The 12,766-nt window shown below is 72.7% G+C and carries 15 protein-coding genes and 1 riboswitch; of the genes, 10 read left to right on the top strand and 5 right to left on the bottom strand.

Annotation, left to right across the window (positions count from 1 at the left end):
• Window positions 1–34: 34 nt before the first annotated feature.
• Window positions 35–119: riboswitch (cobalamin riboswitch) on the bottom strand.
• A gap of 182 nt (window positions 120–301) precedes the next feature.
• Together ACXNSR_RS10025 and ACXNSR_RS10020 are read right to left on the bottom strand one after the other, a co-directional pair.
• On the bottom strand, window positions 302–523 hold the full coding sequence (locus ACXNSR_RS10025) for a hypothetical protein (RefSeq protein WP_030012731.1): 222 nt from the start codon (window positions 521–523) through the stop codon (window positions 302–304).
• Between the two features lie 31 nt (window positions 524–554).
• Window positions 555–1,835, bottom strand: coding sequence for an inorganic phosphate transporter (locus ACXNSR_RS10020; RefSeq protein WP_458641746.1), 1,281 nt, complete (start codon window positions 1,833–1,835; stop codon window positions 555–557).
• Window positions 1,836–2,145: 310 nt separating this feature from the next.
• On the opposite strand from ACXNSR_RS10020, the gene ACXNSR_RS10015 reads away from it, so the two are divergent.
• Both ACXNSR_RS10015 and ACXNSR_RS10010 read left to right on the top strand, forming a co-directional pair.
• Complete coding sequence (locus ACXNSR_RS10015) at window positions 2,146–3,276, top strand: alpha/beta hydrolase (RefSeq protein ID WP_458641745.1); 1,131 nt, start codon at window positions 2,146–2,148, stop codon at window positions 3,274–3,276.
• 201 nt (window positions 3,277–3,477) lie between these two features.
• Window positions 3,478–4,902 (top strand): hypothetical protein, encoded by a 1,425-nt coding sequence (locus ACXNSR_RS10010; protein ID WP_458641744.1) that lies wholly within the window; start codon window positions 3,478–3,480, stop codon window positions 4,900–4,902.
• Window positions 4,903–4,943: 41 nt separating this feature from the next.
• Here ACXNSR_RS10010 and ACXNSR_RS10005 read toward each other — a convergent pair whose 3' ends face one another.
• Both ACXNSR_RS10005 and ypfJ read right to left on the bottom strand, forming a co-directional pair.
• Window positions 4,944–5,339 carry a VOC family protein gene (locus ACXNSR_RS10005; RefSeq protein ID WP_189735839.1) on the bottom strand — a complete coding sequence of 132 codons (396 nt, stop codon included), beginning with the start codon at window positions 5,337–5,339 and terminating at the stop codon, window positions 4,944–4,946.
• Between the two features lie 63 nt (window positions 5,340–5,402).
• Entirely contained in the window at window positions 5,403–6,296 is an 894-nt protein-coding gene (gene ypfJ, locus ACXNSR_RS10000; protein WP_458641743.1) for a KPN_02809 family neutral zinc metallopeptidase, read from the bottom strand.
• Window positions 6,297–6,586: 290 nt separating this feature from the next.
• On the opposite strand from ypfJ, the gene ACXNSR_RS09995 reads away from it, so the two are divergent.
• From ACXNSR_RS09995 to amaP, 8 genes are all read left to right on the top strand, one after another.
• Window positions 6,587–8,185, top strand: coding sequence for an ABC-F family ATP-binding cassette domain-containing protein (locus tag ACXNSR_RS09995; RefSeq protein ID WP_458641742.1), 1,599 nt, complete (start codon window positions 6,587–6,589; stop codon window positions 8,183–8,185).
• A 364-nt stretch (window positions 8,186–8,549) separates the two neighbouring features.
• Window positions 8,550–8,771 carry a helix-turn-helix domain-containing protein gene (locus ACXNSR_RS09990; protein WP_458641741.1) on the top strand — a complete coding sequence of 74 codons (222 nt, stop codon included), beginning with the start codon at window positions 8,550–8,552 and terminating at the stop codon, window positions 8,769–8,771.
• A gap of 159 nt (window positions 8,772–8,930) precedes the next feature.
• On the top strand, window positions 8,931–9,710 hold the full coding sequence (locus tag ACXNSR_RS09985) for an enoyl-CoA hydratase/isomerase family protein (RefSeq protein ID WP_458641740.1): 780 nt from the start codon (window positions 8,931–8,933) through the stop codon (window positions 9,708–9,710).
• Window positions 9,711–9,836: 126 nt separating this feature from the next.
• On the top strand, window positions 9,837–10,268 hold the full coding sequence (locus ACXNSR_RS09980) for an Asp23/Gls24 family envelope stress response protein (RefSeq protein ID WP_458641739.1): 432 nt from the start codon (window positions 9,837–9,839) through the stop codon (window positions 10,266–10,268).
• 15 nt (window positions 10,269–10,283) lie between these two features.
• Window positions 10,284–10,469 (top strand): hypothetical protein, encoded by a 186-nt coding sequence (locus ACXNSR_RS09975; RefSeq protein WP_458641738.1) that lies wholly within the window; start codon window positions 10,284–10,286, stop codon window positions 10,467–10,469.
• A gap of 7 nt (window positions 10,470–10,476) precedes the next feature.
• Entirely contained in the window at window positions 10,477–10,842 is a 366-nt protein-coding gene (locus ACXNSR_RS09970) for an Asp23/Gls24 family envelope stress response protein (protein ID WP_458641737.1), read from the top strand.
• Complete coding sequence (locus ACXNSR_RS09965; RefSeq protein WP_458641736.1) at window positions 10,743–11,399, top strand: DUF6286 domain-containing protein; 657 nt, start codon at window positions 10,743–10,745, stop codon at window positions 11,397–11,399. Before ACXNSR_RS09970 ends, ACXNSR_RS09965 begins: the two co-directional genes overlap by 100 nt.
• A 4-nt stretch (window positions 11,400–11,403) precedes the next feature.
• Complete coding sequence (amaP, locus tag ACXNSR_RS09960) at window positions 11,404–11,961, top strand: alkaline shock response membrane anchor protein AmaP (RefSeq protein ID WP_458641735.1); 558 nt, start codon at window positions 11,404–11,406, stop codon at window positions 11,959–11,961.
• 43 nt (window positions 11,962–12,004) lie between these two features.
• Here the strand turns inward: amaP and ACXNSR_RS09955 are convergent, their stop codons facing one another.
• Window positions 12,005–12,760 (bottom strand): SDR family oxidoreductase, encoded by a 756-nt coding sequence (locus tag ACXNSR_RS09955; protein WP_458641734.1) that lies wholly within the window; start codon window positions 12,758–12,760, stop codon window positions 12,005–12,007.
• Window positions 12,761–12,766 lie beyond the last annotated feature (6 nt).

Here is a 12,766-nt window from a genome sequence, read left to right as displayed (position 1 = left end):
GGTCCGCGCCCTGGTTCGACGTGTCCGGCGGCGAGAGTTCCTGGCTCCCGGGGCGCACGCGCGGCGTGCGCTTCCGGTGACAGTGGCGGGACCGCGCCGGATTCGCACCGGACTTCCTCTCCATGCCGCCGTATTGGCTCGGGCAGTCCACCACGCACCTCGAAGGCCCGTCAACTCGCCGTTGACCTGCGGCGCGGCCACGGCGCAGGAGGGGGCGGGGGAGGGGCGGGGGATGCGAAAAGCTCCCTCCGGGACAAACCCGGAGGGAGCCTTCACGCCCGGTCGGCCGCGGAGCGGCGGATCAGGCGACGATCAGGTAGATCCCGTAGCCCACGGCCGCCGCGATGACGGCGAAGCAGGCGTACGCGCCGCTGCGGGCGAGGGTGGCGGTGCCGCCCTGCTCGGTGGCGGTCTCGTGCTTGGACAGGCCCACCAGGCCCAGGGTGAAGAGGGCCACGAGGGCGACGGTGGCGAAGAGGCTGACCCCGAAGACGGAGCCGAGCGCTTCCCAGTCGATCTTCATACTGCCGTTTCCTCTTGAGTCTCTGTCTCGGTCAGACCGCGGCGGCCGGAGCCGCCGGGGTCTGCGTCGCGGCCGGGATGGTGGCCTTGAGGGCTTCGTCCGTCACCTCGGCGGTCGTCGCGGCGGCGGTACCGGCGGCGGCGACGGTCGGCGGGACGGTGACCGCGGCGATCGCCGTGGTGACGACACCCGGCTCCTCGGCGCGGGCCGGCTCCACCTCGTTGACGTTGTTGTGGTCGACGACCTGGCGGCGCGAGATGAGCCAGATGGCCAGGCAGGAGCCGATCAGGAAGAGCGTGACCGCGGCGATGCCGACGTCACCGATGCGCATGACCAGCTCGGCACCGGCCGAGACCAGCGCGGCGGCCGGCAGGGTCAGGCCCCACGCGACGAACATGCGGGTCGCGGTGGACCAGCGGACCACACCGCCCTTGCGGCCCAGGCCCGCACCCATGACCGCGCCGGAGCACGAGTGGGTGGTGGAGAGCGAGAAGCCCAGGTTCGAGGAGGCGAGGATGACGGACGCGGCCGAGGTCTGGGCCGCGAAGCCCTGCTGCGGGTGCAGGTCGGTCAGGCCGCTGCCCATGGTGCGGATGATGCGCCAGCCGCCCAGGTAGGTACCCATCGCGATGGCCATACCGGCGGAGACGATGACCCAGACCGGCGGGTTCGCGTCGGGCGCGATCGCGCCGCCGGCGATGAGGGCCAGGGTGATGATGCCCATCGTCTTCTGCGCGTCGTTGGTGCCGTGCGCGAGGGAGACGAGACCGGCCGAGGCGATCTGACCGGCGCGGTACCCCTTGGCGGAGGTCTTCTCGCCGACCTTGTCCCCCAGCTTGTACGTGACCTTGGCGGCCAGGTAGGCGGCGATGCCGGCCACCAGCGGGGCGGCGATCGCGGGGATGAGGACCTTGGTGACGACGACGCTGCCGTTGACCGCGCCGATGCCGGCGGAGGCGACCGCGGCACCGATGAGGCCACCCATCAGGGCGTGCGAGGAGCTGGAGGGCAGGCCGACCAGCCAGGTGACGAGGTTCCAGAGGATCGCTCCGACCAGGGCGGCGAAGATCACCTCTGGCTGGATGCCCTCCTCGTTGACGAGCCCCTTGGAGATCGTCTTGGCGACCTCCACGGACATGAACGCGCCGACGAGGTTGAGCACGGCGGACATGGCCACCGCCGTCTTGGGCTTGAGGGCGCCGGTCGAGATGGTGGTAGCCATCGCGTTGGCTGTGTCGTGGAAACCGTTCGTGAAGTCGAACACGAGAGCGGTGATGATCACGATCCCGAGGAGAAGCGTTATGTGCTCCATTTACCCAGGCTTCTGTTTGACGTCAGTGGCTCGGCGACCGTAGGCAACCTGGGTGAACAGAAGATGAACTGACTCGGGCGGAGCGGTGTACTGGCCCGGGGTGTGATCGGGTCATTCGTCCTGATTCTTACGCTGATAACGCCATTAATGCACGTCAAAGCCGGGTGAATGAACCCCTCCGCAGGGTGCCCTCCGGCCCCGCGAGCCTGCTTCCCGGGCCTCGAATGAGACCTAGATCACTCCCTCCGTGCCCGTCGCGGAGGGAGTCGCTCCGGTGGCCCGCCCGAGGTCCCGACCCGACACTGGAGCAGTGCGTACCGCGACAGCGACGGCTGCGGCCGTCACGACGACCCTGCTCGGTGCCGGCGCGGCCGCCGTCGCCGTCGCCCGGCACGCCGCCGACGCGGCCCTGCGGTCCGAACCGGGCCGCCCGCTCCCCGGCGGACCGAAGCTCAGCGTCCACTCCGCCGCCGACGGCCGGATCACGCTGACCCGCTCGCTCGCGTCCCTGCGCCCCGGCACGTACGGCCTGGTCGCACCCGGCGTGCACGCCGTCGTCGGGCCCGTGCTCCCGGACGCCGACCCCGGCCCGGACGCCGTCGTACGGCAGCTCGTCTCCGTCACCCACGGCACCCTCGACCCCGGCACCCGGGTCTCCCTCACCCCCCAGGTGTACGTCGGCAACCCGCGCACCGCCCTCGGGCTCGACCACGCCGACGTGGACGTCCCCGGGGAGCTCGGCGCCCTGCCCGCCTGGTTCGTGCCCGCCGCCCGGGACACCTGGGTGATCACCGTGCACGGGCTCGGCAGCAGCCGGGAGCACCCGATGGTGGTCATGCCCTTCCTGCACCGCCACCACCTGCCCGTCCTGGACCTCGGCTACCGGGGCGACCTGGGCGCCCCCGCCTCCCCGGACGGCCTCGGCCACCTCGGCGAATCGGAATGGCGCGACCTGGACGCCGCCATCCGCTACGCCCTGCGCTACGGAGCCCGCCGCGTGGTCCTGTACGGCTGGTCCACCGGCGCCACCATGGCCCTGCACGCCTACGAGCGTTCACCGCTCGCCCACCGGATCTCCGGGCTGGTCCTGGACTCCCCGGTACTCGACTGGCACGCCACCCTGCGCGGGCTCGCCGCGGCCCGCGGCGTCCCGGGCGTGGTGCTGCCGCTGGCGGTCCGGGCCGCCGAAGGCCTCACGGGCCTGCGCGCCGACCGCCGGCCGGCGGGCGCCGACCCCGGCGTGCTGCGCGTCCCCGTACTGGTCTTCCACGGCCCGGACGACGCGCTCGCCCCCTGGGGGCCCTCGCGCCGGCTCGCCGCCGCCCGCCCCGACCTCGCCACGCTGCACACCGTGAGCGGGGCCGGGCACGGCGCGATGTGGAACGCCGACCCGGCCGGCTACGAGGAGGCCCTGCGCCGCTTCCTCACCCCCCTCATGTGAAGGCCCCCGTGAAGCCCGCATGAAGGCCGCGGAAAGGTGCGTGTGAAGGCGCCCGTGAAGGCCGGTGTGAAGCGCCGTCATGTGAAGGCCCTGTGACGGACCGCGCCCCACGGGTGGCTTGTCCCGGTCTGCGCTGCGGTGAACGGCGATAACGAACGGTTCCGTTTGGGCTTTCGGCCAGTGACGGGCGAGACTGCTTCCGTGACGTCCCGAAAGCCTGATGAGCAGTTGGCTCGCGACTCCAGACTCCGACTCGTCTCGCCGCGCTCCGTCGCCGCGGCCCGCAAGGCGGTGACCGACCGACGTACCCGGCCCGCGCCCCGGCCCCCGGCGGGTACCCCCGCCACGGCCGACCTCGCGGACCGGGCCCGGGCCTCGCTCGCCGACGCCGTACGCCTGACCCGCTGGGCCGAGCGCAATCTCGGCGCCGTGGACGGCGGCCGGCCCGCCCCCACGGGCGCCCTGCCCGCGGCCGACGTCGAACGCGCGGCCGTGGAACTCGGCCTGACGCACGGCCAGATCCAGGTCGGCTGGGACCGTGCCCGGCTCGCCGGACTGGTAGAGGTGCACGGCGGACACGCCCGGCCCGGCTGGCGGCTGCGCGCCTGGGACCGCGACGACACCGCCGTACTGCGCGGCTGGGTCGCCCTCTTCGACGCCTGGTCGCTGGTCCATCCCGCACCCGCGGACATCGCCCCCTCGGCCGTCGCCGAAGTCGTCGAGGCGATGCCCCAGCTCCTCTCCCTGCTCCAGCTGTCCGCCGGCCCGGTGACCGTCCCGGACCTGCTCGACCTGCTCGGCCAGCGCGTCACCGAACTGCGCGACGAGCGGTGCGAGATCCCCTACGAGGCCGAGCCCGCGGCGGCCCCGGCGTCCGCCGGCGGCTCCGCGGAAGCCCGCCCCGTCCCGCTCGCCCGGCTGCTGCGCTGGGCGCTCGGCGGTCTCGCCGCCGTGGACGCCGTCACCCTCGGCCCCGCCCGGGCCGCGCTCACCCCGCTCGGCAGCTGGGCCGTCTGGGTCAAGCTGGAGCAGATCTGCGTCGCCGCGCAGAGCCCCGCCGGGAACATCGAGCAGTCCGCCGCCGCCATGCTGCACGGCTGCGCCCGGCTCACCCCCGGTCCGGCCCGCGCCGAGTACCGGGCCTGGCTCGCCGCCCGGCCCGTCGGTCACGCCGTGGCCGAGCTGCTGCAGGCCGCCCGGGGCGAGGACGCCCTGCTGCGCGGCCTCGCCTTCGAGGCGCTGCGCGTGGTCGGCGCCCCCGCCGAGCCCGAGGTGCGCGCCACCGTGCGCGAACCCGCCCTGCGCCCCTACGCCCTGCTCTGGCTCGCGGAGCACGACGGGATCGACCCCGACGAGGCGCAGGACGTCCTGACCGCCGAGGAGTCGACCTGGCTCTGGGTGGACACCGCGGCCGCCATCGCCGACCACGGAGAGGCCGAGCTGCTGGCCCGTCACCTCGACTCCGCCGTCCGCACCACCGTCCCGCGGCTGCTGGACGAGGTCCGCGCGGTCGGCCATCCGCGCACGGTGCAGGTGCTGGTCGCGCTCGCCGCGGCCCACCCCGACCCGACGCTGGCCAAGGCGGTCCGCCGCGCCGCCTTCCAGGTCCACACCGGCGGCGAGTGACTTCGTAGGGGAACGGAGCGGGGGCGGGCGGGCCGCCGGGGTCAGACCTGCGGCGCGTACGTCCCGAAGCTCCAGACGTTGCCCTCGGCGTCGCGGGCCATGTAGTCGCGGGAGCCGTAGTCCTGGTCGGTGGGCTCCATCACGATCTCCGCGCCGTGCTCGACCGCCCGCCGGTGGTGGGCGTCCACGTCGTCGACCACGACATAGACCCCCGACGGGCCGGCGCCCTCCATGGCCTTGTCGAAGACCCCGCCCCTGCCCGAACTGCCCAGCATCACCATGCCGTTGCCGTACGCCAGCTCGGCATGCGTCACCGAGCCGTCCTCACCCTCGTAGACGGCGACCTGGCTGAAGCCGAAGGCCTCGGTCAGCAGCCTGATGGCCGCCTTCGCGTCGCGGTAGACCAGGGTGGGACAGATGGACGGAACGCCTGCCATGACGATCACTCCCTCTCGTGACGGTGACCCGCGTCACACCAGCATGGCAGGCGTCACCGACAGTCAGCGGAAGGTGTTGCACTGGGCCATGTCACCGGTCCGGTAGCCCTGGTAGAACCACTGCTGACGCTGCTCGGCCGAGCCGTGGGTCCAGGACTCCGGGGACACCCGGCCCTGGAACTTCTCCTGGATCCGGTCGTCGCCGACCGCGGCCGCCGCGTCCAGCCCGTCCCTGATGTCCGCGTCGGTCAGTACCTTCATCAGCGGTCGCCCGGTGGTGGCGTCCGTGACGTTCGTCGCGTTGTGCGCCCAGACCCCGGCGTAGCAGTCGGCCTGCAGCTCGACCTTGACCGCGTTGCTGTTCGGGCCCTGCCGTCCGTCCTGGGCCCGCTGGAGGGTCCCGGTCAGGTTCTGGATGTGGTGCCCGTACTCGTGGGCGATGACGTACGCCTGGGCGAAGGGGCCGCCGGTCGCGCCGAACTTCGTCCGCAGTTCGTCGAAGAAGCCAAGGTCCAGATAGACCTTCCGGTCCGCGGGGCAGTAGAAGGGGCCCACCGCCGAGCTGGCGGTCCCGCACGCCGTGCTCGTCCGGTTCTCGAAGAACACGGTCGTCGCCGGGCTGTACTGGCCGCCGCGCCTGGCGAACTCCTGCCGCCAGAAGGCCTGGGTGCTCCGGGTGACCGCCAGCAGCCGGCAGTCCTCCCGCGTGTTCGCGTCCCGCCCCGATTTGCAGGCCTGCTCCACCTGGGTGAGCGACGAGGTGACCGGCGCCGGCTCCTGCTCACCGGTGGACAGCCCCAGCTGGTCCGGCCCCACCCCGAACAGCAGCCCGATGACCAGCGCGACGAGACCGACGATGCCGCCGCCCACGGTGGCCTTCCCGCCCGGGATGCGGCCGCCGCCGCGCCGGTCCTCGACCTCGGAGCTGTCGAGTCTGGCGTCGTCGTCGAACTGCATCCCGCACCGCCCTCCATACGTCGAACAGGTGCGGTCGCGTCTCCGCCCATGCGGCGAGTATCAACCCGATCATCCCGATCTGCGCCTCGGCCGCTCCGCGCGGCCAGGGGGTCGTACGGGTGACACGGGGGAGCGGATCCCGCGGGCCGGACGGCCCGGCCCGCGCCCGGAAACCAGTTGCACACCCCCGGTAGAATGACTCCCATGGCAAATCTCCTCGCGGATTAGCGGCGTCGAAGCTTCGCGTCCTGCCCCCCTTCCGCCGTCCCGACCCGCCCTGGAGTATTTCCGTGATCACCGCCACCGGCATCGAGCTGCGCGCCGGCGCCCGCGTCCTTATCGAGTCCGCCTCCTTCCGCGTCGCCAAGGGCGACCGCATCGGCCTGGTCGGCCGCAACGGAGCCGGCAAGACCACCCTCACCAAGTGCCTCGCGGGCGAGGGCCAGCCCGCCGCCGGCTCCATCGCCCGCTCGGGCGAGGTCGGCTACCTCCCGCAGGACCCGCGCACCGGCGACCTCGACGTACTGGCCCGCGACCGGATCCTGTCCGCGCGCGGCCTCGACGTGCTGATCAAGAAGATGCGCGCCAACGAGGAGCGCATCGCCACCGGCTCCGGCGCCACCCGCGACAAGGCGATGAAGCAGTACGAGCGCCAGGAGACGGAGTTCCTGACCAAGGGCGGTTACGCCGCCGAGGCGGAGGCCGCGACCATCTCGGCCGCCCTGGGCCTGCCCGACCGGGTGCTCGGCCAGCCGCTGCACACCCTCTCCGGTGGTCAGCGCCGCCGTGTCGAGCTGGCCCGGATCCTCTTCTCCGACGCCGACACCCTGCTCCTCGACGAGCCCACCAACCACCTCGACGCCGACTCCATCGTCTGGCTGCGCGACTACCTGAAGAACTACCGCGGTGGCTTCATCGTCATCTCCCACGACGTCGACCTCGTCGAGACCGTCGTCAACAAGGTCTTCTACCTGGACGCCAACCGCTCCCAGATCGACGTCTACAACATGGGCTGGAAGCTCTACCAGCAGCAGCGCGAGGCCGACGAGAAGCGCCGCAAGCGCGAGCGCCAGAACGCCGAGAAGAAGGCCGCGGCGCTGAACTCGCAAGCCGACAAGATGCGCGCCAAGGCCACCAAGACCGTCGCCGCGCAGAACATGGCCAAGCGCGCCGACCGCCTGCTCGCCGGCCTGGAGGCCGTCCGCGTCAACGACAAGGTCGCCAAGCTCCGCTTCCCGGACCCGGCGCCCTGCGGCAAGACCCCGCTGACCGCCGAGGGCCTCTCGAAGTCGTACGGCTCCCTGGAGATCTTCACCGACGTCGACCTCGCCATCGACAAGGGCTCCCGCGTCGTCATCCTCGGCCTCAACGGCGCCGGCAAGACCACCCTGCTGCGCCTGCTCTCGGGCACCGAGAAGCCCGACACCGGCGTGGTGACCCCGGGGCACGGCCTCAAGCTGGGCTACTACGCCCAGGAGCACGAGACCCTGGACCCGGAGCGCACGGTCCTGGAGAACATGCGCTCCTCGGCCCCCGACCTGGACCTGGTCGCCGTCCGCAAGACGCTCGGCTCCTTCCTCTTCTCCGGGGACGACGTGGACAAGCCCGCCGGGGTGCTCTCCGGTGGCGAGAAGACCCGTCTGGCCCTGGCCACGCTGGTCGTCTCCTCGGCGAACGTCCTGCTCCTCGACGAGCCCACGAACAACCTCGACCCGGCCAGCCGCGAGGAGATCCTGGGCGCGCTGCGCACGTACAAGGGCGCGGTCATCCTCGTCACGCACGACGAGGGGGCCGTCGAGGCGCTGGAGCCGGAGCGGATCATCCTGCTCCCGGACGGCGTCGAGGACCTGTGGGGACCGGACTACCGGGACCTGGTGGCCCTCGCCTGACCGGGTTCCGGTTCCCGTTCCGGTTCTGATCCAGTTCCTTATGGATCATTCGGCTCACGGGTGATCCATCATCTGAGTGAGACGGTCTCGTACCGTTGCGCGTCGTCCCACGGCCCCGGTCGCACCCGTCACGGTGTGCGCCCGGGGCCGTTCGCTTTCCGGTTCCGCGCCCCTGACCTGGAGATTCCCGCCGAGGGCAGCGGAGTGTGACGGAAGTCATGCAGCGGAAGGGGAGATTCCGTTCTGCTCGGGCGTCCACCGGTCGGGAAATGCCGTCGTACCGACCTTGCTGAATGGGTGGCCAGGAAGCGTGGGAGGGGTGATCATGAGAAGTCCAGAGCGCACTTCCCACGAGGAGGCACGGGTGGCCGAGACTCTGAAGAAGGGCAGCCGGGTAACCGGCGCCGCGCGCGACAAGCTCGCGGCAGACCTGAAGAAGAAGTACGACTCCGGTGCGAGTATCCGGGCGCTGGCCGAAGAGACCGGCCGGTCCTACGGATTCGTCCATCGGATGCTCAGTGAGTCCGGGGTTTCGCTGCGTGGTCGCGGAGGCGCGACGCGCGGCAAGAAGGCCGTTACGCCCTGATCCCGGTCCCATCGGTTCCAACGCTCCAACGGCTTCAAGGCTCATCATGATCCGACGGTTCCTTCGGTGACCCCCGGCCGGCCTTCCGGTCGACCGGGTGGTTACTGTGCAGTCACTTAGGCCGAGCTTGCGGCCGACTGCACACCGGAGGCATGAAAGATGGCTCTGCTCGACAAGGACGGCGTACGACTCACCGTCGACGACACGGTCGCCACGGTGACACTGACCAATCCGGCCAAGCGAAATGCCCAGTCCCCCGCGCTCTGGCGGGCTTTGGCCGAGGCCGGGAGGTTGTTGCCGGGCACCGTCCGGATCGTCGTGCTGCGCGGTGAGGGCAAGTCCTTCTCCGCAGGGCTCGACCGGCAGGCGTTCACCCCCGAAGGTTTCGAGGGCGAGCCGTCCTTCCTCGATCTGGCACGCGGTTCGGACGAACTGCTCGACTCCACGATCGCCGAGTACCAGGAGGCATTCACCTGGTGGAGGCGCAACGACATCATCTCCGTCGCCGCCGTGCAGGGGCACGCGATCGGCGCCGGCTTCCAGCTCGCGCTCGCGTGCGACCTGCGTGTGGTCGCGGACGACGTGCAGTTCGCCATGCGCGAGACCAGCCTGGGCCTGGTCCCCGACCTGGCCGGTACCCAGCCCCTGACCTCCCTGGTCGGCTACGCCCGCGCGCTGGAGATCTGCGCGACGGGCCGCTTCGTGCACGCCGAGGAAGCGGAGCGCATCGGCCTCGCCAACCTCGTCGTCCCCGCGGACGAGCTCGACGCCGCCGTCCAGGACCTCACCACCGCCCTGCTGGCCCCGCCGCGGGACGCCGTGATCGAGACCAAGACACTGCTGCGCTCCGCCCAGGCCCGCCCCTACGACGACCAGCGCGCCGCCGAGCGCGCGGCCCAGGCCCGCCGCCTGCGGGACCTGGCCGGTCTCTCCGACTGAGGACCGCCGCCATGCAGGAGCGCCCCGGGAAGTCGGCCAGCCGACCGGCGTAGTCCCGGGGCGCCCGCGCGTCCGGGCGCCTAACGTGGTGCGGAGTGAGTCCACCACGCACGGAAGGGACACGCGATGACCGAATCCGCATCAGGGGGCTTCGGCAAGGAGCCCGGCGACCGGGGACGCACGAGCATCGCCGACGGGGTGGTCGAGAAGATCGCGGGCCTGGCCGCCCGCGAGGTGGTCGGCGTACACGCCATGGGCAGCGGCAGCGGCCTCTCCCGTACCTTCGGCGCCGTCCGCGACCGGGTGCCCGGCGGCGGCAAGGCGGCGGTCAGCCGCGGGGTCAAGGCGGAGGTCGGCGAGACCCAGACGGCCCTCGACCTGGAGATCGTCGTGGACTACGGCGTCTCGATCCGCGACGTGGCGCGGGCGGTCCGGGAGAACGTCATCTCGGCGGTCGAGCGGATGACCGGCCTGGAAGTCGTCGAGGTCAACATCGCGGTGAGCGACGTCAAGCTGCCCGACGAGCCCGACGAGGAACCGGAATCCCGTCTCCAGTAGCCGAGAGGAGCCCGCATGAGCATGGCGATCGCCGGACTGTTCGCCGGGATGGCCCTGGCGTTCGCCGGCTACTTCGGCGGTTTCGGGGCCTTCCTGCTGGTGGCCGCCCTCGGCGCCATCGGCTTCGTCGCCGGCCGGTTCCTCGACGGGGACCTGGCGCCGGGTGACCTGTTCCGCCGCCGTGACGACCGGCGCGGGTGAGGCGCCGATGAGCAGCCCACCGCGCTCCGCACCACCCCGGGTGGCCGCCGCCGAGCGCGGTGCCACGCGCATCGCCGACCGGGTCGTCGCGAAGATCGCGGCCCAGGCCGCCCGGGAGGCGCTCACCACGGTCCCCGGCACACCCCCGCACGCCACCGTCACCGTGCACCACGACATCGCCCGGGTGCGGGTCAGCCTGGAGCTGGACTACCCCTCCGACCTGGCCGCCCAGTGCGCGGCCGTACGCCGTCAGGTGGCCCTCCGGGTCGAGGAGTGCGCGTCGATGTCGGTGCCCGAGGTGGACATCGACATCGAGCACCTGCACTCCGGCCACTCCCGGACCGGCTCCGGGCGGGACCGGCGGCTTCGGTGACGGCCTCCGGCTCCCGTCCCGGCCGGGCCCACCGGTTCCGCTCCGCCCGGCGGGTGCCCGCCGCGCTCACCGCCCTGGTCGTGCTCGGGGTGGCGGGCCTGTTCCTGTACGACCTGGCCGCCGAACGGTCCGGCCGGCCGGGGATGAGCTGGCGCAGCGACCTGGCCGACCGGCTCGCCACGCACACCCCCGCGGACCTGGCGGTGCAGCTGATCGCAGGGGGCCTGGTCCTGGTCGGGCTGCTGCTCCTGCTGCTGGCACTGGCCCCCGGGCTGCGCGGGATCCTGCCGATGCGGACCCCGGACGAGTGGGCGGGTGTCCGGGCCGGGCTGAGCCGCAAGGCCGCCGCGCAGATCCTGCGGGACCGGGCCATGGAGGTGTCCGGAGTCCGGTCCGTCCGGGTCAGGATGGGCCGGTCCCGCGTCGGGGTGCGGGCCACCTCGCACTTCCGCGAGCTCGACGACGTACGGGCCGACCTCGACGCGGTGCTCGCCGTCGGCATCCAGGAACTGGGCCTCGCGCGCCCGCCGCAGCCGCGAGTACGGGTCAGGAGGTGAGGCAATGCTCGCAACGGTGAACCGGATCCTGCTGGCGGTGGCCGGAGCGGTCCTGGTGGCGACCGGCCTCGTGGTGCTGACGGGCCGGTGGCCGCTGCACGGGCGCGACGCGCCGCTGCTGAGCGAGCGGACCAGGAACCAGTACTGGCACGCCGAGGGCTGGTGGTGGTGGGCGGTGCTCGCCGCTCTCACGGCGGGTGTACTGCTGGCGCTGTGGTGGCTGCTGTCCCAGCTCAGGCGCCCGCGGCTGCAGGCGGTGGTGGTGGACACCGGCGACGGGGCGTTCGCCGTGCTGCGCGGGCGCGCGCTGGAGGCGGCGGTGGCCGCGGAGGCCGGCGCCCAGGAGGGGGTCGCCGGATGCCGGGTCGCCCTGCGCGGGCGGCGCGGGTCGCCGGCGCTTCGGGTCGCGCTGGAACTGGAACCCCACGCGGTCCCCGCCGATGCCCTGGCCGCCGTGGCCGGCCCGGTCCTGACCCACGCCCGGACCTCGGCGGGCCTCCCGGAACTGCCCGCGGAGGCCCGCCTCAAGGTGACGTCCCACCGGGCCCAGCGCGTGACGTAGTCACCGGGACCGGGACCGTGACCGGGACCGGCGCGACGGTGGGTCAGAAGCCGTGCCGGGAGCCGCCGTCGACCGGGAGCATGACACCCGTCAGGTACGACGCCGCCGGGGAGAGCAGGAAGGCCGCCGTGCGGCCGAACTCCTCCGGGGCGCCGTACCGGCGCAGCGGGATGCGGGACTCGTGCCCCGCCCGCGCGGCCTCCGCGTCACCCGACAGTGCGTCGAGCTCGCGCACCCGGTCGGTGTCGATACGGGCCGGGAGCAGACCGATGACCCGGATCCCGCGCGGGCCGAGCTCCAGCGAGAGGGACTTCGCGAAGCCGGCGAGACCCGGGCGCAGGCCGTTGGAGATGGTCAGGCCGGGGATCGGCTCGTGGACCGAGCCCGACAGGACGAAGCCGATGACACCGCCCTCGCCCAGCTCGGCGGCCGCCGCCCGGGCGAGGCGGACGGCGCCCAGGAAGACCGACTCGAAGGCCGCCGACCACTGCGCGTCGGTGTTGTCCGCCGCGAAGCCCGGCGCCGGGCCGCCCACGCTGATGAGGATGCCGTCGAGGCGGCCGAAGCGCTCCCGCGCGGTGGCGACGAGCCGCGCGGCCGCCTCCGGGTCGGAATTGTCGGCCGCCACACCGGCCGCGTTCGGGCCGAGCCCGGCGGCGGCGTCGGCCGCCCGCTTCTCGTCCCGGCCCGTCAGGAGCACCTTCGCGCCGTCGGCGGTCAGCTCCCGCGCGGAGGCGAGGCCGAGACCCCGCGTGGCCCCGGTGACGATGTAGACACGGTCTTTCAGTCCAAGATCCATGCCGAC

This window comes from Streptomyces sp. NC-S4 (assembly GCF_054353315.1).
Note: the sequence above shows the minus strand (reverse complement) of the source record. Positions and strands in the feature narration are given on the sequence as shown.

What these genes read in the sequence shown, in the direction of transcription:
- ACXNSR_RS10005 (WP_189735839.1), bottom strand. Translation starts at nt 5,339, where the DNA reads ATGGCAGGCGTTCCGTCCATCTGTCCCACCCTGGTCTACCGCGACGCG.
- ACXNSR_RS10025 (WP_030012731.1), bottom strand. Translation starts at nt 523, where the DNA reads ATGAAGATCGACTGGGAAGCGCTCGGCTCCGTCTTCGGGGTCAGCCTC.
- ACXNSR_RS09970 (WP_458641737.1), top strand. Translation starts at nt 10,477, where the DNA reads ATGAGCAGCCCACCGCGCTCCGCACCACCCCGGGTGGCCGCCGCCGAG.
- ACXNSR_RS09985 (WP_458641740.1), top strand. Translation starts at nt 8,931, where the DNA reads ATGGCTCTGCTCGACAAGGACGGCGTACGACTCACCGTCGACGACACG.
- ACXNSR_RS09955 (WP_458641734.1), bottom strand. Translation starts at nt 12,760, where the DNA reads ATGGATCTTGGACTGAAAGACCGTGTCTACATCGTCACCGGGGCCACG.
- ACXNSR_RS10020 (WP_458641746.1), bottom strand. Translation starts at nt 1,835, where the DNA reads ATGGAGCACATAACGCTTCTCCTCGGGATCGTGATCATCACCGCTCTC.
- amaP (WP_458641735.1), top strand. Translation starts at nt 11,404, where the DNA reads ATGCTCGCAACGGTGAACCGGATCCTGCTGGCGGTGGCCGGAGCGGTC.
- ypfJ (WP_458641743.1), bottom strand. Translation starts at nt 6,296, where the DNA reads ATGCAGTTCGACGACGACGCCAGACTCGACAGCTCCGAGGTCGAGGAC.
- ACXNSR_RS09975 (WP_458641738.1), top strand. Translation starts at nt 10,284, where the DNA reads ATGAGCATGGCGATCGCCGGACTGTTCGCCGGGATGGCCCTGGCGTTC.
- ACXNSR_RS09980 (WP_458641739.1), top strand. Translation starts at nt 9,837, where the DNA reads ATGACCGAATCCGCATCAGGGGGCTTCGGCAAGGAGCCCGGCGACCGG.